The organism is Thalassobacter sp., assembly GCF_982993085.1.
In genome coordinates this window covers 19,034-40,236 of sequence record NZ_CEZFMW010000005.1, presented here as the reverse complement: position 1 = coordinate 40,236, position 21,203 = coordinate 19,034, and the positions used below count along the sequence as shown (strand labels likewise).

General features: G+C 56.7%; 26 protein-coding genes. 3 read left to right on the top strand and 23 right to left on the bottom strand.

What is annotated here, in order from left to right; genetic code table 11:
• The first annotated feature begins 90 nt into the window (after positions 1-90).
• Positions 91-1,113: a tryptophan--tRNA ligase gene (gene trpS, locus AC4GMC_RS01820; protein WP_487877520.1), complete on the top strand. Its 1,023-nt coding sequence runs from the start codon at positions 91-93 to the stop codon at positions 1,111-1,113.
• 3 nt (positions 1,114-1,116) lie between these two features.
• On the opposite strand, the gene AC4GMC_RS01815 is transcribed toward trpS, so the two are convergent.
• The 14 genes from AC4GMC_RS01815 to AC4GMC_RS01750 all read right to left on the bottom strand — a co-directional run bounded on the left by AC4GMC_RS01815 (position 1,117) and on the right by AC4GMC_RS01750 (position 14,617).
• On the bottom strand, positions 1,117-3,561 hold the full coding sequence (locus AC4GMC_RS01815) for an ATP-binding protein (protein WP_487877519.1): 2,445 nt from the start codon (positions 3,559-3,561) through the stop codon (positions 1,117-1,119).
• A gap of 150 nt (positions 3,562-3,711) precedes the next feature.
• Positions 3,712-4,479, bottom strand: a complete 768-nt coding sequence (locus tag AC4GMC_RS01810) for a TIGR02186 family protein (RefSeq protein ID WP_487877518.1) — start codon at positions 4,477-4,479, stop codon at positions 3,712-3,714.
• A complete protein-coding gene (locus tag AC4GMC_RS01805; protein ID WP_487877517.1) occupies positions 4,479-5,399 on the bottom strand; it encodes a sulfite exporter TauE/SafE family protein in 921 nt (306 codons plus the stop codon). Before AC4GMC_RS01805 ends, AC4GMC_RS01810 begins: the two co-directional genes overlap by 1 nt.
• A gap of 133 nt (positions 5,400-5,532) precedes the next feature.
• Positions 5,533-6,336, bottom strand: a complete 804-nt coding sequence (locus AC4GMC_RS01800; protein ID WP_487877516.1) for a purine-nucleoside phosphorylase — start codon at positions 6,334-6,336, stop codon at positions 5,533-5,535.
• The gene (locus tag AC4GMC_RS01795; RefSeq protein WP_487877515.1) at positions 6,320-7,288 is read right to left on the bottom strand and encodes an ABC transporter permease; all 969 of its coding nucleotides are present in this window, start codon (positions 7,286-7,288) and stop codon (positions 6,320-6,322) included. Before AC4GMC_RS01795 ends, AC4GMC_RS01800 begins: the two co-directional genes overlap by 17 nt.
• Positions 7,285-8,361, bottom strand: a complete 1,077-nt coding sequence (locus AC4GMC_RS01790; protein ID WP_487877514.1) for an ABC transporter permease — start codon at positions 8,359-8,361, stop codon at positions 7,285-7,287. The genes AC4GMC_RS01795 and AC4GMC_RS01790 overlap by 4 nt, the downstream gene beginning before the upstream one ends.
• Positions 8,361-9,929 (bottom strand): ABC transporter ATP-binding protein, encoded by a 1,569-nt coding sequence (locus tag AC4GMC_RS01785; RefSeq protein WP_487878925.1) that lies wholly within the window; start codon positions 9,927-9,929, stop codon positions 8,361-8,363. The genes AC4GMC_RS01790 and AC4GMC_RS01785 overlap by 1 nt, the downstream gene beginning before the upstream one ends.
• Before the next feature lie 6 nt (positions 9,930-9,935).
• Positions 9,936-10,940 (bottom strand): BMP family lipoprotein, encoded by a 1,005-nt coding sequence (locus AC4GMC_RS01780; protein ID WP_487878441.1) that lies wholly within the window; start codon positions 10,938-10,940, stop codon positions 9,936-9,938.
• A gap of 132 nt (positions 10,941-11,072) precedes the next feature.
• Positions 11,073-11,456: a GNAT family N-acetyltransferase gene (locus tag AC4GMC_RS01775; protein WP_487878442.1), complete on the bottom strand. Its 384-nt coding sequence runs from the start codon at positions 11,454-11,456 to the stop codon at positions 11,073-11,075.
• A 20-nt stretch (positions 11,457-11,476) separates the two neighbouring features.
• A complete protein-coding gene (gene tsaB / locus AC4GMC_RS01770) occupies positions 11,477-12,109 on the bottom strand; it encodes a tRNA (adenosine(37)-N6)-threonylcarbamoyltransferase complex dimerization subunit type 1 TsaB (RefSeq protein ID WP_487878443.1) in 633 nt (210 codons plus the stop codon).
• A complete protein-coding gene (locus AC4GMC_RS01765) occupies positions 12,099-12,659 on the bottom strand; it encodes a NifU family protein (RefSeq protein ID WP_487878444.1) in 561 nt (186 codons plus the stop codon). Before AC4GMC_RS01765 ends, tsaB begins: the two co-directional genes overlap by 11 nt.
• Positions 12,660-12,735: 76 nt before the next feature.
• Positions 12,736-13,191, bottom strand: coding sequence for a universal stress protein (locus AC4GMC_RS01760; RefSeq protein ID WP_487878924.1), 456 nt, complete (start codon positions 13,189-13,191; stop codon positions 12,736-12,738).
• A gap of 70 nt (positions 13,192-13,261) precedes the next feature.
• Positions 13,262-14,125, bottom strand: coding sequence for a branched-chain amino acid aminotransferase (locus AC4GMC_RS01755; RefSeq protein WP_487878159.1), 864 nt, complete (start codon positions 14,123-14,125; stop codon positions 13,262-13,264).
• An 84-nt stretch (positions 14,126-14,209) separates the two neighbouring features.
• Positions 14,210-14,617, bottom strand: a complete 408-nt coding sequence (locus AC4GMC_RS01750; protein ID WP_487878160.1) for a universal stress protein — start codon at positions 14,615-14,617, stop codon at positions 14,210-14,212.
• 44 nt (positions 14,618-14,661) lie between these two features.
• Between AC4GMC_RS01750 and AC4GMC_RS01745 the strand changes: the two genes are divergently transcribed.
• Positions 14,662-15,207, top strand: coding sequence for a pyridoxamine 5-phosphate oxidase (locus AC4GMC_RS01745; RefSeq protein ID WP_487878161.1), 546 nt, complete (start codon positions 14,662-14,664; stop codon positions 15,205-15,207).
• On the opposite strand, the gene AC4GMC_RS01740 is transcribed toward AC4GMC_RS01745, so the two are convergent.
• The 9 genes from AC4GMC_RS01740 to AC4GMC_RS01700 are packed head-to-tail and all read right to left on the bottom strand — an operon-like array spanning position 15,195 to position 19,767.
• Positions 15,195-15,692 (bottom strand): flagellar basal body-associated protein FliL, encoded by a 498-nt coding sequence (locus tag AC4GMC_RS01740; protein ID WP_487878162.1) that lies wholly within the window; start codon positions 15,690-15,692, stop codon positions 15,195-15,197. The genes AC4GMC_RS01745 and AC4GMC_RS01740 overlap by 13 nt on opposite strands.
• Positions 15,693-15,703: 11 nt before the next feature.
• Positions 15,704-16,435 carry a flagellar basal body L-ring protein FlgH gene (gene flgH, locus AC4GMC_RS01735; protein WP_487878163.1) on the bottom strand — a complete coding sequence of 244 codons (732 nt, stop codon included), beginning with the start codon at positions 16,433-16,435 and terminating at the stop codon, positions 15,704-15,706.
• 12 nt (positions 16,436-16,447) lie between these two features.
• Complete coding sequence (gene flgA / locus AC4GMC_RS01730) at positions 16,448-16,876, bottom strand: flagellar basal body P-ring formation chaperone FlgA (RefSeq protein ID WP_487878164.1); 429 nt, start codon at positions 16,874-16,876, stop codon at positions 16,448-16,450.
• Positions 16,877-16,880: 4 nt separating this feature from the next.
• Positions 16,881-17,666, bottom strand: coding sequence for a flagellar basal-body rod protein FlgG (gene flgG / locus AC4GMC_RS01725; protein ID WP_487878165.1), 786 nt, complete (start codon positions 17,664-17,666; stop codon positions 16,881-16,883).
• A gap of 15 nt (positions 17,667-17,681) precedes the next feature.
• Positions 17,682-18,401, bottom strand: a complete 720-nt coding sequence (locus tag AC4GMC_RS01720) for a flagellar hook-basal body complex protein (RefSeq protein WP_487878167.1) — start codon at positions 18,399-18,401, stop codon at positions 17,682-17,684.
• Positions 18,401-18,667 (bottom strand): flagellar biosynthetic protein FliQ, encoded by a 267-nt coding sequence (locus AC4GMC_RS01715; RefSeq protein ID WP_058124332.1) that lies wholly within the window; start codon positions 18,665-18,667, stop codon positions 18,401-18,403. Before AC4GMC_RS01715 ends, AC4GMC_RS01720 begins: the two co-directional genes overlap by 1 nt.
• A 12-nt stretch (positions 18,668-18,679) precedes the next feature.
• Positions 18,680-18,973: a flagellar hook-basal body complex protein FliE gene (gene fliE / locus AC4GMC_RS01710; protein ID WP_487878288.1), complete on the bottom strand. Its 294-nt coding sequence runs from the start codon at positions 18,971-18,973 to the stop codon at positions 18,680-18,682.
• 14 nt (positions 18,974-18,987) lie between these two features.
• Positions 18,988-19,380: a flagellar basal body rod protein FlgC gene (flgC, locus tag AC4GMC_RS01705; protein WP_116904364.1), complete on the bottom strand. Its 393-nt coding sequence runs from the start codon at positions 19,378-19,380 to the stop codon at positions 18,988-18,990.
• Between the two features lie 9 nt (positions 19,381-19,389).
• Positions 19,390-19,767: a FlgB family protein gene (locus AC4GMC_RS01700; protein WP_038004060.1), complete on the bottom strand. Its 378-nt coding sequence runs from the start codon at positions 19,765-19,767 to the stop codon at positions 19,390-19,392.
• 84 nt (positions 19,768-19,851) lie between these two features.
• Between AC4GMC_RS01700 and AC4GMC_RS01695 the strand changes: the two genes are divergently transcribed.
• Positions 19,852-21,171, top strand: coding sequence for a FliI/YscN family ATPase (locus AC4GMC_RS01695; protein WP_487878287.1), 1,320 nt, complete (start codon positions 19,852-19,854; stop codon positions 21,169-21,171).
• The last annotated feature ends 32 nt before the right edge of the window (positions 21,172-21,203 follow it).

Here is a 21,203-nt window from a genome sequence, read left to right as displayed (position 1 = left end):
AGACCAGCCGCAGCCCGCCCCTTTGGTTGACGCCCCAGCACCGCCTCGCTAAGCGAAAGGACCACTCTCGATCCTTCCCATGAGGCCCCCATGTCCGAAGCCCAGTTCACCAAGCGCGTTTTTTCCGGCATCCAACCGTCGGGCGGTTTGACGCTAGGCAATTATCTGGGCGCGATGAAGCGGTTCGTGGATATGCAAAACGAAGGCTCGTTCGAGACGGTCTATTGCATGGTCGATCTGCACGCGATCACGACCGTGCTGAACGATCCCGCCGCATTGCGCCACAACACGCGGGAATTGTGTGCAGGCTTTATCGCCAGCGGCATCGACCCTGAGAAATCAATCCTGTTCAACCAATCGCAAGTTCCCGAGCACGCGCAATTGGCTTGGATCTTCAATTGCGTGGCACGCATGGGTTGGATGGGTCGAATGACTCAGTGGAAAGACAAAGCGGGCGAAAATGCCGAAGGCGCATCCCTTGGGTTATTCGCGTACCCCGCGCTGATGGCCGCAGACATTCTGATCTATCATGCGACACACGTCCCCGTGGGTGAGGACCAAAAACAACACCTTGAGCTGACGCGCGACATTGCCGCAAAGTTCAACCACGACTTTGGCGTGGACTTCTTTCCGATCACTGAGCCCGTGATTGAAGGCGCCGCGACACGGGTGATGAACCTGCGCGACGGCACCAAAAAGATGTCAAAGTCGGACCCATCCGACATGACTCGGATCAACCTGACGGATACGGCCGACCAAATCGCGAAAAAGATCAAAAAGGCCAAGACCGATCCCGATCCGCTGCCCGAAACGCTCGATGGCCTCAGTGCTCGGGCAGAGGCGCGCAACCTTGTGAACATCTGGGCGGCCTTGACCGAAGAAACCCCCGCCACAGTGGTTGAGGCAAATGCCGGCAAACTGTTTGGCTACTTCAAGCAAGACTTGGCCGAGATCGCCGTAGACAAATTAGCCCCCATTTCCACTGAGATGGGGCGTCTTATGGAAGACACAGCCGAGATTGACCGCATTCTTGCACGCGGCGCGGAACGTGCGCGCGAGCTTGCTGAGCCAATTCTCAATCAAACCTACGAGATCGTTGGGATGGTGCGCTAAACCTTAGTTCACCGCCTGCACCTGTTGTGGCATATCAACATGGCGCTCGTGGTGTTCTAGGCATTTAATAAGCGTCGCCAACAACTGCTTTTTCTGTAGCGGCTTGGACAGAAAGTCATCCATGCCAGCGTTCAGGCATGCTTCGCGGTCACTCTCAAACGCGTTGGCCGTAAGGGCGATAATGGGCGGTTGCGGCAGGTTCATCGCGCGAATGCGGCGCGTCGCCTCAACCCCGTCCAGCCTAGGCATCGACATATCCATCAACACGATGTCGGGCTGGACCTGTTCAAAGACTTTAATCCCCTCCAACCCATCTGTAGCATCCCAAATTTCAAGCTGTGCATCCTTAAGAAAGCGGTGAATAAGAAAGCGGTTTGTGCCATTATCCTCGACCAAAAGCAGGCGCAGCCCCCGCAGGACGCTCAGATCGATTGGGCGTTCCACAACCTCAACAGGCGGCCCGTCGACCGCTGGCGCCACTTTGATCGTGAGGGAAAAACAAGTCCCCTTACCCAGCGTCGAACGCACCGAAATCTCGCCATTCATTTCCTGAACCAAGTGGCGGACAATAGACAAACCAAGGCCCGTGCCCCCGAATTTGCGCGCAATGCCTGCATCGGCTTGCGCAAAACGATCAAACACATGAGGCATTTGCAGATCCGAGAGGCCGATCCCGGTATCCTCAACCTCAATATGTAATCGATGGGGATCCTGCTCATCACGGCTGGCACGTAAGGTGATTTGTCCTTCGGATGTGAATTTTACCGCATTTCCAAGGAGATTCAGCATAATCTGACGGATACGCCCATCATCACCAGACACAAAATTCGGGAGATCATCAGACATCTCGACCATAATTTTCAGTCCCTTATTCAGAGCCGTCGCCCGCACGAGCCCAACAGCCCCTTCGATACATTTTCTAAGGTCAAAATCATGGTGCGAAATTTCCAGCTTGCCGGCTTCAAGACTGGATAGATCAAGAATGTCGTTAATGATGGCCAACAATGACTGAGCGGATTCATGGACAATTTTGACATGCCCACGCGCCTCCGCCGGAAGCTTGGTTTCCTTCAGCAACTCAGACATACCGATGATCCCATTCATTGGCGTACGGATTTCGTGGCTCATGGTGGCGATGAATTCTGACTTTGCCTTTGTCGCCTTTTCGGCCACATCCTTCGCCTGAGCCAACTCTTCTTCCTGACGCTTGGATAGGGTAATGTCCCGCTCAATCGCGGCGGTAAACAGCACCTCACCTGTTTCGCTCCGCGTCGGCACCAGATACGTCTCAATCCAGACAGGGCGCTTATCCTTGGTATAGTTCAGCATTTCTGTCCGATAAGGTTGGCCCATCGCCAAATGCTCTCGGATTTGGTTAATCGTCTCTCGGCTGGTCTCTGGGCCATTCAGAATTTGGGCATAAGCCTTTCCAACAGCCTCGTCGAAGCTGTAGCCAGTCAAATCCGTAAAGGCCTTATTCACCCATTGAATGCGACCGAACTTATCGCTGATCACAATGCTATCGGACGCAGATTCAACCACCGTGGACAGCTTTTTTAGCTCTTGGCTCTGTTCACGCAGCTGACGTTCAGTGCGTGACAGCGATTTGACCATCACATTGCGCTGCTGCGAAATGCTACACATCAAGAATGTAGGAATAAGCACCAGAAAACCAATCAGAATAACGGGGCCCCGCACCCACCAGCTCGCGACATGTGATGTCGTCCAACCCGCCTGCGGGATCGCCGCCATCTGCCATGTACCAACTGGCAAATTAATCGTGTTAACAACTGCATCCGCGTCAAAGATCGCTTGATCGCCGTAGAACACTTCACCATTCGCCCCAAGCCCGTGGCGACCACGCAATGCAACGGTAACACCCAAGTCGGCGTCCATCAGACCAAACCGTTCGTACAACAATGCAATGTCCAAAACGCCCGAGACGATGCCCCAAAATACTTGGCCGCCCTCAACCTCGGCATAAACGGGAAAGCGAGCGATAAATCCCTGCCCGCCGCCAATCAGGTCTACTGGACCCGAAAGCACCATTTCTCTGGTATCACGCGCCTGCATGGCAACTCTCAGAAAATCAGGATTATCGTTGTAGTCTAGGCCAATAACTCTCGCGTGCCGCTCGATTGGATGTATCATCGTGACGACCATATCCTCGGCCACCGAAATACCATAAAAATCCTTATTATTATCAATTACTTGACGTGAAAGACTGGTAAATTCCTCTTGCGACATTTCGGGATGCAAGGCGATGCTTGCCACCAGACCACGCAACAGTTGCACATCTGAGTGCACGATGCTTTCCATACGGGTCTGAATCTGCGCCACTGTTTCGCGAACCTCGGCGCGCTCAGCTTGACTATGGATGATGTCAGATTGCCATTCTGTCACGGCCAGCGTGAGCAAAAAGACCACGAAGACGATCCACGCAGGCATAAACGTTTTATGAAGGATGTTTTGGGTTTTAAATCGGTGCCAGTGATCTTCCAACAATCAAACCTTTCCCCATAGACAGTTGATCTATTGTAGAGGTGAAGGATTAAAATGTTGTTAACGACGATAAAGCCTGAGCGAGTTTGTTGATTTTTAACGAATAAATCGAAACACAGCAGAGGCCATCCAACCCGCAGCAATCGCAATGAACAACGACAACAGCCCATATACCAACGGCTGTTCATGGGCGAGATTGTAAATAAAACGCTCCAGCCCGACTTTGCTCACTTCAATGACATCATTGTAAATGGCCGTCACCTCACCCCCGCGGGTCAAGAAAATCCGGGTCTCATAGGCGCCTTCTACCAGATTGGCGGGCAACCGAATTTCTGTATTAAAAAGCGTTTCTTGCACCAACTCGACTGAGCCTTCGGACGTCACGTACAGCTCATCATTGGCGCGAATACGCATTAAAGCCTCGGTAAAGGACTGCGCGTCAGAAATTGAGGCGGGCGCACCAACAGAGCGAATGGCGCGCGCAACGGACACCTTGTGACGCTGATCCTCTGTCTCGGTTAGGACATCACCAAACGCACCGGACGTCGCGACCGCATAAAAGCTTGGCGCGGCATCAATATCGACCGATTCAGTGTTGACCCAAATGCCAAGACGGCGATCTTTTTTCCGCACGGTAACGGGCTCAGACGGGCCACTCACGGTGATGATAACCTCAAGCGGAGGCGTGCCAATGGGCACCGGGCGGGACCGTTTGACCGCGCCAAAAACCAAAATTTCTGAGCCATCAAAACTGGTGTTAATCGACACCCGATTTTGGCTGAGGTCAGCCACGACATCCTCGGCCGCAAAGGCATGGGCCTGCATCGGCAGCAGCAGGCAAAGGAGGGCAAACAGCCTGCGCATCAGCCGTGTCCCCCTGTCCCGATTGAGTAGATCTCGGCGGGTGTCAGCAGCAGGTCCAACGCCAGCTTGCCGCACACCGCAAGAACCATGATCGCAAGCAGAATACGCAACTGCTCTGCCTTGAGTTTCACGCCAATCCGCGCGCCAATTTGTGCGCCGATCACGCCGCCAATCAGCAGCAAGACCGCGAGAATCATATCAACCGTATAGTTCGTCGTCGCGTGCAGCAGCGTGGTGAACGCAGTCACGAAAATGATCTGGAATAACGACGTTCCAACAACAACTTTTGTTGGCATACCAAGGATGTAGATCATCGCCGGCACCATGATGAACCCACCGCCAACACCCATGATCGCGGCCAAAATTCCGACCAAGACGCCCACAACAAGCGGCGGAATAACCGAGATATAAAGACCCGATGTCCGGAACTTCATCTTGAACGGCAGCGCGTGAATCCAAGTGCGCTGTTTGCGGATCACCTTGGTCGTCCCCGACGCCCGAGACCGTCGGATCGCACGCAAGCTTTCGATGAACATCAAGCCACCGATCAGCCCCAAGAAGACCACGTAACACAGCTTAACCAGCAGATCGACTTGCCCCATTTCACGCAAAAGCGTGAAAACTTGGACCCCGACGGCAGCACCCACAAGACCCCCGACCAGCAAGACCCCCCCCATTCGGAGGTCGACAGTCTGTCGCTTCAGGTGCGCCAAAACCCCGGAAAAGGACGAGGCAACAATCTGGTTCGCCTCAGTCGCGACGGCCACAGCAGGCGGAATGCCAATGAAAAACAGCAGCGGCGTCATAAGGAACCCGCCGCCCACGCCGAACATGCCGGACAACACCCCAACGATCCCTCCCAATCCTAAAAGGAGGAAGGCGTTCACCGAAACTTCGGCAATTGGGAGGTAAATTTGCATTAGCTGGGTCCACCAAGCGTGGCTTTTCCCCTTAAAAGCCGATTAGCGGATGAAAAGCAAACCCAACGACCGGTAAAATGAGACGCAGCGCCTCAATTTCGAAAGTGGCACGATGGGCCCGCAGAAACTGGACCTAAAGATCGCGCAAAAACTGTCGAAGAACTTTTTCCAACTTGGCCGCACCAAGCGGTGCCATCGCCTTGGTATGCTCGTGGCTGATGTTCTCATCCGATAATCCAGCGGCTTTGTTCGTGATCGTCGAGATCGCGGCCACTCGCAGCCCCAAAAACCGTGCAAGGATCACTTCAGGCACCGTCGACATACCAACCGCATCAGCGCCAAGCGTACGGATGGCTCTAATCTCGGCAGGCGTCTCAAATGAGGGGCCGGAATACCAGGCGTACACGCCTTCGGCCAAATCAACCTCTTGGGCCTGCGCCGCCGTCCTTAACTGCGCCCGTAGCGTCGCATCATGGGCATCGGTCATAGGCACAAAGCGCGCGTCGGTCGGTTCACCTATTAACGGGTTCAGCCCTGAAAAGTTAATGTGATCCGACAGCAGCATAATGTCACCTGGATCAATATCAGGATGAAGTGACCCTGCTGCGTTCGTCAGTAAAACGGCCTCTGCACCAAGTGCGCTCAAGACCTCCAGCGGCAAGCGCATCGCGTCGCCACGCCCATTTTCATAGTAATGCGCACGGCCACCAAAGATCGCCACGCGCTGACCCTCCAGCTCACCGATCACAAGGTGCGGCGTGTGACCAGACACACCAGCATGGGGAAAGCCCTTTAGGTCAGCATACGGGATGCTGACCCCATTCACAGCCTGAGCCAAATGCCCAAGACCAGAGCCAAGGATCAACCCAAAGCGCACCGGGGCATCACCCGCAATCGTACGGATCCGGGCGGCCAGGGCCTCAGCGTTCTTTGACATAGGGCTCCCCTCCCGCACGGGGCGGGATCGCCTTGCCCACAAAACCCGCAAGGATCACGACCGTGAGGATATAAGGCAACGCCTGCATGAACTGTGACGGCACAGCGATGCCAAGCAATTCGATCGATTGGAAACGGTTCCCGATAGCCTCAAGGAAACCAAACAGCAGGCACGCATAAAGCGCGTACCACGGCCGCCATTTCGCAAAGATCAACGCCGCAAGCGCGATGAACCCGCGCCCAGCCGACATGTCCTTAACGAACCCCGCCGCAAGGCCGGTCGCCAGATAAGCCCCTGCAATCCCGCACAAAACGCCGCAAATACCAACTGCGTAGAACCGCAACGCAACAACCGACACGCCCGCTGTATCCACCGCTGCTGGGTTTTCGCCCACTGCTCGTAGACGCAGGCCAAACCGCGTTCGAAACAATACCCACCAGCTAAGAGGCACAAACAAAAGAGCCACGTAAACAAGAGGCGAATGCCCTGATATCAACTCGGCATAGATGGGCCCCAAAACGGGCACGGGCGCCAAGGCATCGGCAAAGGGGAGAGTGACCTCTTGGAACCGCCCCGCCCCTTCTAGGGCTGGCGTCCGTCCGCCTAGATCAAACCACGCCTGCCCGATCACAACCGTCACACCTGCCGCCAAGAAGTTGATCGCCACGCCCGAGATCAACTGGTTCCCCCGGAAGGTGATCGACGCCAAGCCGTGCAACAACGATAAGGCCAGAGAGGCCACGACAGCAGCCAACAGCCCGATCCAAACGTTGCCCGTAAAGGCCGCAAAAGCCGCGGCAAAGAACGCGGCCATGAGCATCTTGCCCTCAAGCCCGATGTCAAAAATGCCGGCCCGTTCCGAGAACAATCCAGCAAGACACGCCAAGAGCAAAGGTGTCGCCATGCGCACCGTGCTGTCCAAGATTTGCAGCACTCCAAGCAGATCCATCATGCGGCCCTCTTGTTCAGGTTCACAAAGAACCGCTCAACCGGAGAGCGCACCATATTGTCGAGCGCGCCGGTAAACAAAATGACCAAAGCCTGAATGACCACAATCATCTCTCGGGTAATTGCGGGGCGTTCAAATTCCAACTCTGCGCCACCCTGATATAGCATCCCAAACAATAGCGCCGCTAGGAACACACCAACAGGGTGCGAACGGCCCATCAGCGCCACTGCGATGCCCACAAATCCTGCACCTTGCACAGGGTCCAGGACCAGCCGTTCGGCCTCTCCCATGACGGCATTTATGGCCATCAACCCAGACAATCCGCCCGAAATAAGCATCGTCACCATGATGATCCGAACCGGCGAAATACCAGCATACAAGGCCGCCGGCTCCGAATGTCCATAGGCGCGAATTTCATAGCCCAGTCGCGTGCGCCAGATCAAAACCCACACGGCAACGCAGGCCAGCAATGCCACAACGAATGTAACGTTCAATGGTGTCGACCGGGGGAATCCCACCCACGGCAGCACGTCGTTTGCATTGGGCAGCGACACACCAAACCGCGCAGTTTCGGGCGACATCGATCCTTGGACCTTGATCACATTAACCAACAAATAGACCAGTAACGCAGAGGCAATGAAGTTGAACATAATCGTGGTGATGACAATGTGACTGCCCCGCTTGGCCAACAAGTAGGCCGGGATCGCAGCCCAAAACGCGCCGAACGCCATGGCCCCCATCATTGCCGCCAAAAGCGCGATGGACCAGTGCGGCCAAGGCAAAGCCAGCAAGACCAACGCCACGCCAAGCCCGCCAAGACCCGCCTGCCCTTCGCCCCCGATATTGAACAATCGCGCATGAAATGCCACGGCGACGGCCAAGCCGGTAAAGATGAAATTGGTCGTGTAATACAGCGTGTAGCCCCAGCCATAGGGGGACCCAACAGCCCCCTTCACAAGGATCGCCACAGCCTCAAACGGATTCTCGCCGATATAGGCGACGACCAGACCAGAGACAAACAACGCCAAAGCCAAATTGATCAACGGAATCAAAAGGATATCAACCCACTTTGGCATCATGAAGCTCCCTGCTTGACGCCAGCCATCAACAAGCCAAGCTCTGTCTCATTGGTCTCGGACGGTAGGCGTTCACCCATAATCTGGCCATCAAACATCACTGCAATGCGGTCTGACAGGGCCATGATTTCATCCAACTCGACCGACACCAAAAGCACCGCCTTGCCCGCATCGCGCAGGGCCACGATCTGCTTGTGAATGAACTCAATCGCCCCGATATCCACGCCCCGCGTCGGCTGCCCGATTAGCAAAAGGTCAGGGTTGCGCTCGATCTCACGGGCGACAACGATCTTCTGCTGATTGCCACCAGAAAAGCTTTTGGCCTGCAAGTTCGGGTTGGGCGGGCGCACGTCAAACCGCTCCATCTTTTCGACGGTATCTTGCTTTAACGCACGGTTATTCATGAAAATACCACTGCTGTACGCAGGATCGTGATGGTACCCAAAGCCGGTGTTTTCCCACGCGTGGTAGTCCATGATCAGGCCCTCGCGCTGTCGATCCTCGGGCACATGCGCGATACCGCTCGCACGGCGCGACCGACCATCGGAATACCGCCCAGAAAGATCGATCGCCTGTCCATTCAACCGAACGACGCCGTCGCCAGTGGCATACCCGCCCAGCACCTCCAGCAGCTCGGACTGACCATTGCCAGCCACCCCCGCGATGCCCAGAACCTCACCAGCGCGGATATCCAAACTCACACCCTTAAGCCGCTCAACCCCCTGAGCGTCGCGCACTCGTAGGTTTTCAACCTCAAGCACTGTCTTGCCCGGAGTGGCAGGTACCTTGTCGACCCGCAAAAGCACTTTGCGCCCCACCATCAATTCCGCCAATTGCTCGGGGCTGGTGTCGCTTGTTTTGACGGTCGCGGTCATCTCACCACGGCGCATCACACTCACCGTATCAGTGATATCCATAATCTCACGTAGCTTGTGGGTGATCAGGATAATCGTCTTGCCCTGATCCCGTAGCCCCTTGAGAATACGAAACAAATGATCTGCTTCAGACGGGGTTAGAACACCCGTTGGCTCATCCAAAATCAAGATATCAGCCTGCCGGTACAGCGCCTTCAGGATTTCGACCCGCTGGTGCAGACCGACAGAAAGGTCCTCAATCACAGCGTCGGGGTTTACGTCCATCTCGTAGTCTTTGGCCAACTGGGCCAACAGTTTGCGCGCCTTGCCAAGGGACGGCTTCAGCAATCCGCCCTCCTCGGCACCAAGGATCACGTTTTCCAAAACTGTGAAATTCTCAACCAGTTTAAAGTGCTGGAACACCATCCCGATGCCCGCAGCAATCGCCGCCTGACTATCAGGGATTGCGGTCTTTTGACCGCCTACAAAAATCTCGCCTGCATCGGCTTTGTAGAACCCATACAGGATCGACATCAGCGTGGATTTACCCGCACCGTTTTCGCCAATAATCCCGTGGATCGTACCTTTTGCGACCTGAATTGAGATATCCTTGTTGGCCTGAACAGGCCCAAAAGACTTGGAAATCCCTCTCAATTCAATAGCAAGGGCGGCCCCGTCGGACCGCCCCTGTTGAAGAGTTTGCACGTCAGACATGCCCTATCAGAACGTCAAAACGGGGCAGCTGTCATCGCTGGTGTAGTCATGCACGGTCAAATCACCGCTCACGATCTGATCAGCGGCCGCATAAACCTCTGACAGCATGGAAAACGGCACGATGGCTTCGTTGAAGCCATCCAGCGCGATGCCGACGCCGCGGTTGGACAGGTCCATCCGCACCACACCAGCCTCAAAGCCATCGGCACCGGCGGAGAACACATCATAAACGGCATTATCCACACGCTTAAGCATGGATGTCAGAACTTCACCGGGGTGCAGGAAGTTTTGGTTGCTATCGACACCGATGGACAGGATGTCCTCATCCGCAGCCGCCTGAAGCACACCGATACCGGTGCCGCCCGCCGCCGCATAGACTACGTCTGCGCCCTGGCTGATCTGACTGCGGGTCAGTTCTGCACCACGCACCGGGTCATTCCACGCGGTCGGCGTGGTCCCGGTCATGTTGGCGATTACGGTTGCTTCGGGATTTGCGGCCAGAACACCTTGCGCGTAGCCACAGGCAAATTTCCGGATCAACGGAACATCCATGCCGCCGACAAACGAAACCGTCCCGGTCTCAGACGCTTTGGCCGCCATCATACCCACAAGATACGATCCCTCGTGCTCGGAAAACGCGATTTGGCGCACGTTTGGCAGGTCACCCAGCCAATCAACGTCAATGATCGCAAAGTTGGTGTCGGGGTAATCAGGCGCCACTTCGCTCAACGCAGAGGCATTCGCAAAGCCCAACACAACGATTGGGTTGGCGCCACGCTCGGCCATCCGGCGCATGGTCTGCTCACGCTGAGCCTCATTCGCAAGCTCGGTTTCGACGTATTCGCCGCCGGTCTCTGCCACCCAACGCTGTGCGCCATTAAACGCGCTTTCGTTGAAGGACTTGTCGAACTTACCGCCCAGATCGATGATCAGGCCCGGCTCTGCAGCAGCGGCACCCGCCGTGAGTGCAAGCATGGCAGCAGCGCCAAGAAATTTCTGCTTAAGGTTCATGTGTCTCTCCCAGGTTTTCAAACGGAGGGCGCAACCAGACGAGCGCCACCCCTCGCGAGCATGCGCAGAATAAGGCCGCAGCAACCGCGAAGGGTCAACTGCTTTTTGACCAATTTCGCCAACGACGTGCCGTTACATCGCCCGGCGCAGAACCAAAGCATCGGTGCCCGCATAATAGGCGGGGCGGCGACCAACCTGCACGAACCCATGTTTGATATAAAGCGCACAGGCCGCAGCATTGTCAGCGGCAACCTCAAGAAACATGTCCTGCGCGCCCGCAGTCTTTGCCCCAACACAAAGGCCCTGCACCAACGCGTCGCCCAAACCCTGCCGCCGTAGCGTTGGATCAACTGCAAGCGTCAGCAATTCAGCCTCATCGGCGATCACCCGCACCACGCCAAAGCCACCCTCCACGCAGTGAAACAAAGCATTCGCGTCCTGCGCGTAGCACGCAAATTCCTGTGCAGACCACGGACGCGGAGCGACCTGAAAACACCGCGCGTGCAAGGCTGCCATATCCTCTGGCGTCATCATCATTATGGCAAAATAACGGGGGCCGCCTCGCGCGAAGGCGCAGCATCCGCCGGACGAATATACAGTGGCACCGGGCGCGATACGTCCTGCCCAATCCGCGTCATTGCAACCCGCGCCGTCGCTTCAGCAATGGAATACGCAGGCGCGACAACCCGCACACCAGCCGCGGACATGGCCGCGGTATCAGTCGCGCAAATAACGGTCCGGTCCGCGGCATCTCCAACTGGGACAAGCCGTGCAGGCAGATCACCGTCAGGGCCCAAATACAGGTGATCACGCGGGGCAACAACGGCGCACAATGCTGGCAAATCGCAGGCGCCGTGTGCCAACGCATCAAATCCGTTCACCCCAATCGCAGGACACCCAAGACCCAGCGCAAGCCCACGCGCCGCCGCGACAGAAATGCGAATACCGGTAAAGTTTCCAGGGCCGGTCCCTACACCAATGGCAGCAAGTTCGGCCCATGTGGCACCGCCCTTTGCAAGGACATCTTCAAGCAGGGGCATCAAGCGCTCCGCCTGTCCGCGGCCCATATCCTCGTGGGTTGAAGCCACGACACGGTCACCGCAAAGCAAAGCGGCCGCGCAATGCGCGGCCGACGTGTCAAAGCCTAAAACAAGAAGGTCAGACGGCAACAGGCCGGACCTCCAGCACCTCTGGGATGTAGTGGCGCAACAAGTTCTCGATCCCCATCTTGAGCGTTAGGGTCGACGACGGGCAGCCAGCACAAGCACCTTTCATGTGCAGATAAACAACACCCCGGTCAAAGCCGTGGAACGTAATATCACCACCATCTTGGGCCACTGCTGGACGCACGCGGGTGTCCAACAATTCTTTGATCTGGCCGACAATGACGGTGTCTTCGCCATGATCCACATCTGTGTGGCCCGAACCTGCATCGCCTTCCATGATGGGCGCGCCGGATTGATAATGTTCCATGATCGCACCCAGAACGGAGGGTTTGATATGGTCCCACTCAACGGGTTCGTCCTTGGTCACGGTCACGAAATCCGTACCAAAAAACACACCGGTCACACCTTCAACCCCGAACAAACGTGTCGCGAGCGGAGAGGTCTGAGCCGCCTCAGCAGTGGTGAAATCCGCAGTGCCCACGTCCATCACGGGCTGACCGGGCAGGAATTTCAAGGTCGCAGGGTTTGGCGTCGATTCCGTTTGGATAAACATGGGCAGCTTCCTTCGATTGGACTTCTTATATGCAAATCCAAAGGCAAAAGGTCAAGATAATTGGAACGATTCTAATCTAGGTCACAGCCTCAAGCTGTTCTTTTGACATCTCACCGGGGACAATTGTCACAGGAATGGGCAGATTACCCGCAATGCGCGTCAGTTGTGTCACCAGCGGACCCGGACCATTTTTGTCGATACCAGCCCCCAACACGAGGACCCCGATCTCCTTGTCGGCCTTCACCTGCGCGAGGATCTCATCAAAGACTTCACCTTCGCGGATCACCAGCTCGGGATCAATATTTTGACGGTCCCGCATCCATTTGGCGAACACTTCAAAATGCGCCTCGATACGTTCACGCGCTTCTTGGCGCATGATATCGCCAACGCCGATCCAGTGATTGAATTCCTCGGGTGGGATCACGGCCAGCACTTCAACCCCGCCCCCCGTATTGGCGGCGCGCATCGCGGCAAAGCGGATCGCATTCAAACATTCGCGGCTGTCGTCGAGCACAACAAGAAACTTGCGCATCGGATCCTCCCGATTGATCGGTTCGGACTGTGCCCGCTCCGGCCATCACTGGCAATGGCAAATACGCGGACTAGGCCTCGCTTAGCGCCCAATCCCAGTACAACTCACGGGCGCGCCGCGCGATGGGGCCGACTTGATACTGGACGTCATCAAAGGCCGTAACCGGTGTGATTTTGGTCATATTGCCAGTCAAAAATACCTCATCCGCGCTGCGAAAATCATCAAAGCTAAGCACGCATTCATGCACGTTAACCCCATCACGACGCAGATTATCCATGTGCCGCGCCCGCGTGATACCCGCCAAAAACGTCCCATTGGGGATGGGGGTAAACACCTCGCCGTCGCGCACCATAAACACGTTTGAGGTTGCCGTTTCGGCGACATTGCCCATGGCATCCGCGACCAGCGCATTGCCAAAACCCTTGCGCGTGGCTTCTGCCAACATGCGTGCGTTGTTGGGATACAGACAGCCTGCCTTTGCGTTGCACACAGCGTCCTCAAGGACGGGACGCCGGAATTGTGTGGTGGTCAGGGTCGTGGTCGTGTCCTGCGGCGCCATTGGAATCTGCTCAAGGCAGATCGCAAACCCCGTGGCACCCATTTTGGGCAAAACACCCAACGGCCCGCCCTCCAATGCCCAATACATCGGCCGGATATAAACAGAGTCATTGGGACCGTAGGATTTTAAGCCTTCCCCTACGATCTGCACCATATCTTCGGGGGAAACGGTGGGCGTGATCATCAACGCTTCAGCGGATCGATTGACCCGCTCGCAATGCGCCGCAAGGTCGGGCACGCGCCCCTCAAACCGCCGCGCACCGTCAAACACGCTCGATCCGAGCCACATCCCGTGATCCGCAGCGCGCATAATGGGCACATCCCCGTCATGCCAGCGGCCCTCAAAATATGTGCGAATATTTGTACCCGTTGCCATCTGCGCCTCCCCTATCCGGGCAGAGCTTAGGCGCGGTGTCAGGGCGGCTCAAGCCCAGAGGTTTGGATGATCCATCACAGCGCTCTACCGCACCACATGCACACAACATTTCGCGTGCCGAACCACGCGCGCAGCGGTGGAGCCTAGGAAATAATCCTGCACCGAGGGGCAATGCGAGGCGATCACGATCAAATCCACCTCACGACGCTCCGCCTCTTCCAGAATTCTGTGACCAGAGCGGCCTTCAACCACAACCACATCAATATCCGGGCTATTACCGGTTTTTTCGAGCAATCCATTCATCAATTGCGCCCGGTTGCCCTCCATCTGCTCTTTGGTCAGGTATTCTGTCGCATAAGACGGCAGATGCTCACGAACATGAATCGCCGTGATCTTGCCACCCTGATCAAGCAGTTTGCGCGCCACGTTCAGGGCCTGCGAAACATCACGTTCATCGTCAAACGCGATCGGAACAAGAATATTGGAGTACATGATCAATCCCTCTTTCTACTCACCTCACAATAATCGACCCCAAAGTGACATCTTTGATTTGCATCAGACGTTTGCGGCTTGCCCGCGATGCAGCGGTGACCCATCTTGATCATATGACCGATCCGTTCCGCCCAGTTAATGACGATGCCCGCGCAACCATGGACAGGTTGCTTACGGACATGCGGCATGGCGTGTTGTCCTACCTAGACCCCCAGCGCGCAGCACCATCGGCCAGCCGAATTGCGCTTCTCAGCCTGCCACGCCACGGCATCGTAACACTGGTGTCGGAGCTATCGTTGCACACACCGGCCCTGCAATCTGGCGCTAAGTGCGCCCTATTGGTGGGTGAGCCGGCAGCGAAAGGTGACGCATTGACGGCACCGCGGATCACTCTGCACGCCCAGCCCAAGCCGGTGGATAAATCCACCATCCGGGACGCATGGTTAACGCTCCTACCCAAATCAGGGCTCTATTTCGATTTCACCGACTTTACCGCGTTCCACTTTGAACTCGACGACGCGTTCCTGAACGGCGGATTTGGCAAAGCATTTGTATTCACCGCGAACGACCTCAAGCCCTATGCGTCCTGACGCACAATATCCGTAATCAGCACCCCAACATGCGACCCGCCCAGCGCCTTATGCGCAGCCTCTGATAGGCCCTTGCGCAGTGTTTCCATCTTGCTGAAATCCGTAAAGACACCATCAAAGCCACCCGTGTTGGCATGGAAGAACAGCACTTCGTTGAACAAATCACGCAGTTTGGGTTCACGCTCATAGACTGTCGCATCCTGATCGCCGCTCACCTCAACGCTCAGTGATAGGATGACCAACGCCGCAACCCGGCCAGATTTCAACACCGGAATGACGAACTGATTGTTAAGTTTAACGTACTCCAGCTCTGAGGAGGTCTTAGCCTCTACAGCCTTAAGCGGCTGAGCGGTCTCAGACGGCAGGCAATCATGCGTGCCGTCATCATCGACCACCTCAACCGGGGCGGGCTTTAGGAAAAATCCAGCAGCCGCACCGCCCCCGACACCAAGGACCACCAGCAAAAGGGGAAGAATGAGTTTCATTACTTCAGACCTCAGAAGGGCAGGAGAATATCGGCAACCTGCTGACCATAGCGCGGCTGCTGCATGTCAGAGATTTGCCCACGTCCACCATATGAAATGCGCGCAGATGCGATCTTGTCGTAGGTGATCTCATTCTGCCGTGAGATATCCTCAGGCCGCACAAATCCGCTCACCAGTAACTCACGGACTTCAAAGTTAACCCGCACCTCCTGCGACCCCTCGATCCGGGCCACCCCATTGGGCAGAACATCAACCACCGTAGCAGCCACACGCAGGGTCAGTTTTTCGTTGCGCCGCACAGACCCATCGCCCGAAGATGAGCTGGATCCGCTCGCGTTCACGCCATTGCCAAGGGTCGCGTCACCCGGCAGCTGCCGATCAATCAACTGCGGCAGACCAAGGAACTGAGGGATAGCCATTGCCTCCGAACCAGAGCGGGACCGATCCGTACTGTTTGAAATCTCCGCCTGATCATTGATCTCGATCACCACGGTCATGATATCGCCCCGACGGCTGGCCCGGCGATCCCCCAATAGCGACTGCCGATCCCCCGACCAAAGCGAGGCCCGCTGCACACCCGGCCTTTGCTCCGCCATCTCGGGAAAGCTGTTGCTGACCATGGCATGGTGCTCATAACCGCCAGTGATAGGCGTGAACTCTGGCGCTTTGCCAACCTCAGACAGGCGATCACAGGCAGTTAGGGACAATGCACACAGAATAAGAAGGGAACGTTTTAAAAGCATGGGAAGGTCCAATTAAAATCTGTTGGGGTTTACGATGACGGAGCCATCGGACGTCACAGTGCCGAAAACAGTGGATCGAGAGGCAAGGTTCATAATGCGCAAAGTCTCACCAACTCCTGCGGCGCCCAGCGCGCGCCCTTCGGTCATGATCAGCAAGCCACCTGCGTTGAAAACCAGCGGCACGATTGCGTTGCGCTCGACCAAAGTGGGGCGTCCGACGTCTTCGGGACGAATGGGCCGGTTTGCATACAGGTTCACCCGCGCCTCCATCCCAATCAGCGCCTTGGGGTCGGTGGCCGCACCGGGCAACGTCATCTCGCTGAGGCTTAGGTGATCCGCCGTCAGGATCGTCCCACTGCGAATGGTCATTGCCGCCAACACGGCGTCCGCACGGACCGCGGCGGGAAACAACAAAAGAAAAATCGTTAGAATTAGTTTCATGACATCACCGGATTTGCGTTGTCGCGCTAAGCATTTGGTCCGCCGCCGTGATAACCTTGGCGTTCAACTCATACCCACGCTGCGCCTCGATCAGGTCAGTGACTTCTTTCACCGCATCCACAGAACTGTCCTCAAGATAGCCTTGGCGAAAGGACCCCAACCCGTTCTCACCGGGCGTCCCAACCAATGGCGCCCCAGACGCCCCAGTCTCGCGGAACAAGTTACCGCCAATCGCCTCTAGACCCTTTTCATTCGAAAACCCCGAGAGCGTCAGCTGCCCCAAAAGTTCCGGCTCGGTCCGGTCGTTGAAATAGGCATAAATCTCACCCTCAGGGTTTATGGACAGCGACTGCGTATCTTCGGGCACCGTGATATCGGGCACAACAGGATAGCCATCGCTCGTGACCAATTGGCCATCGCCCGTCATCTTAAGCGCGCCATCACGGGTGAACCCCGACACGCCCGAGGGCAACGTCACCTCAATGTAGCCTTTGCCTTCGATCGCGAGGTCCAGATCACCGCCCGTCGCGGACAGCGCCCCTTGGCTCACGTTCATCGTCACGGCGGTCGGCCGCACCCCCAGCCCCAGCTGCACCCCCGCAGGCACAACTGTCCCGTCGGACGCGGCAATAGAACCCGCGCGCGTCACCTGTTGATAATGCAGGTCCGCAAATTCAGCCCGCCGGGCGTTGTAACCAGTGGTATTCATATTCGCGAGGTTGTTGGAAATCACCTCAACTCGTGTCTGCTGGGCGCTCATGCCCGTGGCTGCGATTTGGAGTGCACGCATGTTGGTCTCCTTTTTCTATCGGCCAATAAGCTGGGTCACAGAGCGCATGCGCTCGTCCTCCCGCTCCATGAAGCCTTGGCCCATCTGGTAGGCGTGTTGCACTTGGATCATCCGAGAAATCTCAGAGACCGCGTCGACGTTTGATCCCTCAAGAAACCCTTGCAGGACGCGCCCGTTTTCAACCGGTTCCAGCGCACCTTTGGTGGTGAAGCTCACCCCATTTGTCCGGTCGAGGGAGTTGATATCTTCGGGCATCACCAATCCGATCTGCGCAAGCAGACGGCCATCGGCGCTGAGTGTGCCATCACTGCTGATGTGCACATCGCTCACGTCAGGCGGGATAAAGATCGGGGCACCGCCCGCATCCAAAACCCGCAAGCCCTCTGGCGTCACAAGATCACCGGCATCATTGGGCAAAAACGCACCCGCACGGGTCAGCTGAATTTCGCCCTCAGAACCCTCAACTTGGAAAAAACCGTCACCTTCGATCGCCAAATCATAGGTGCCATTCGTCTGGCTCAGCGCACCTTGTACCGAGCGAGTGACATGCCCGTTGCCTGTAGCCATCGATAGCGAAGGCTGTCCCTCACCCAAGTCCTTGACGTGCTCCGAGAAGATCAGCCCCTCAGCGCGGTAACCGGTCGTCGAGGCGTTGGCGACGTTGTTGGCCACCATGCTCATTTCCCGCATCAGGCCGGACTGCCGCGTCAGCGTGGTATAAATCCCGTCTGACATCAGATGCTCACGATCAGGGGAATGATCGTATCCCCGAAAAAGTCCGTCAGGACCGTACTCATGAAACCCATCGTGGCCCAAAACACGACCATAATGGCGCCAAGTTTCGGCACGAAGGTCAGTGTCATTTCCTGAATAGACGTCAGCGCCTGCACCAAGCCGATGATCAGGCCCACCACGAGGGCTACGGTCAGGATCGGCGTGGACATCAAAAGTGCCGCCCACAGCCCCTGTCGCATCGTGTCGTAAAAGATGAACTCATCCATGAAACAGACCCCTCATACCGGCATCCTCAAAATTTCCTGATAGGCTTCGACGACCTTGTCGCGCACCGTGACGGCTGTCTCGACCGCAAGGCTGGTTTCAGCCAACGCGGTGACCAACGCATGCGGGTCAGCCCCGGTTGTCATGGCCGCTTGGGCCTGCGCCTCACCCTGTTGAACGGTCTGCGCAAAATTCTGCGCGATCTTGGCAAAATCCGGTCCAGCGGCCGCTTGCTCTTGAGGCTTGGGCTGTGCAATCGACCGTCCGGCACCATAAGCTTGCTGCGCAAAAGAAGAACGAATATCCATCTCTCATCTCTCCCTTACTGTCTCATTATCTCATTGAGTTTGTTTGACATCTTCCGTGTCTGCTCAAACATCTTGAGATTGGCTTCATAGGACCGTTGCGCCTCTCGGGCGTCGGCCAATTCGATCAACAGATCGACGTTTGACCCGTCGTAGTGGCCTGTTTCGCTCGCCAACGGATGGGAAGGGTCATGCACCTTTGGCAGATCGCTCTGATCCAACTGCACCGGCCCCAATTGGACCGCGCCGGACTTTTCACCGGCCTTCACCATCGCCTCAAACGACACCATCTTGCGGCGGTAACCGGGGGTGTCGGCATTGGCGATATTCTCTGAGACATGGCGCAGCCGCTGAGACTGGCTTTTCATGCCGCTCGCAAGAACCTCAAGTGTGTTGGAAAAACCCATGATCTAAACTCCTTACCTACGGCCAAGCCCAGCGCGCAAAACGCCAAGCGAAGCCTGATAGACGGTGATGGCACGGCTATGGTCTCGCTCCGCCTGAACGGATCGCAGAACCTCTTCATCCAAGGACACGCTGTTACCGTTGGGATCAGCCGCGCCACCGGCGTCGATCTCGCGCCACTCATTTCGCGGCGCAGAAAAGTCAAAATGTGCGGGATGGGTGCGACGCGCCCTAAAGCCTGGATCAAGCTCAGCCTTGAACTCAGTCACATCCCGGGCGCGATACCCCGGGGTGTCGGCGTTGGCTACATTACGTGCCGCCACTTCCTGACGGGCCGCTGCATGGCGGGCTTTGTCCGTCGCTAGATTTAGTATTCCAATTTTCTCAAGCATCGGGGCTTCTCCTCCGATTAATCTCAACCAAGCCTTAACTGTGATTCCTTTAGAAAGAGTAAGGAACAAACGGAAAACATCATTATGGTTACCGCCGAGCTTTTCACGACCTTGCGCAAGGAAGTCGCGCGCCTGAAGCCTGTGTATGATTTGGGATATGTCACTGAAATCAACGCCAACGCCCTTGTGGTCGCGGGGCTTTCAAAGGTCGCGCGTCAGGGCGATGAGGTCAGCTTTTCGGCGGAACACGGACAGAATCACCACGGTGAGATCACCCGGCTCAGCACGGACACGGTGACAATCATGCCCTACGGATCACTTGACGGGGTGGCGATTGGCACGCCAGTCAAACTATTGGGCGCGCCACTTTTGGCCCCGGACAACAGTTGGATCGGCCACGTCCTTGACCCGTTCGGCGTCCCAATGGATGGCAGCACGATCACAACAGGCCCCTTGTCAAAATCCGTCCACGCCCCCGCGCCGCCCGCGCACGCGCGCCAAATCATGGGCGAACGTCTTCAGACCGGGGTGGGCGTGATGGACACGTTTCTACCCTTAGCCAAGGGGCAACGGATCGGGCTGTTTGCAGGCTCTGGCGTCGGGAAATCGACCCTTTTGGGGCGCCTGGCCAAACGTGTGCCCGCCGATGTCACAGTGATCGCGCTGATCGGCGAACGCGGGCGCGAGCTACAGGAATTCATTCAAAAGGCCCTCGGCCCCGAAGGAATGGAGCGGAGCATTATTGTCGCCGCGACCTCTGATATGGCGCCTAACCTACGCCGCCGCGCGGCTTGGACCGCGATGACCATCGCAGAACATTTCCGCGATCAAGGCGCGCATGTCCTGTTCCTTGCCGACAGCCTCACCCGCTTTGCCGAAGCCTACCGCGAGGTTGCGGTTTCCGCCGGCGAAGAGGCAAATATGCGCGGCTTTCCCCCCAGCCTGACCCACGCGCTCGCCGCGCTTAGCGAACGGGCTGGTCCGGGCACAAAAGGCCAAGGCATGATCACCGCCGTAATGTCCGTTCTCGTCGCGGGCTCCGACATGGAGGAACCCGTGGCCGACATTCTGCGTGGACTTCTCGATGGGCACATCCTTCTTAATCGCGAAATCGCGGAACGCGGGCGATATCCCGCAATTGATGTGCTGCGCTCTGTGTCTCGGTGCTTGCCGGACGCCGCGACCGAGCCGGAAAATGCCATGCTTAGCCAAGCGCGCCGCCTCATTGGGGCCTATGATCGGGCCGAAATGATGGTGCAATCCGGCCTCTATGAACGGGGCAATGACCCCCAACTGGACCAAGCCATTGCTGCCCTCCCCCGGCTAGAGGCGTTTTTCGGTGACGGACGGCACCTTAGCATTGAGCAAAGTTTTGAAGCGCTTGCTGCCTGTTTGCCAGACTAACGCAATCGGCTAGGTGTGTTTCAACAACAGGA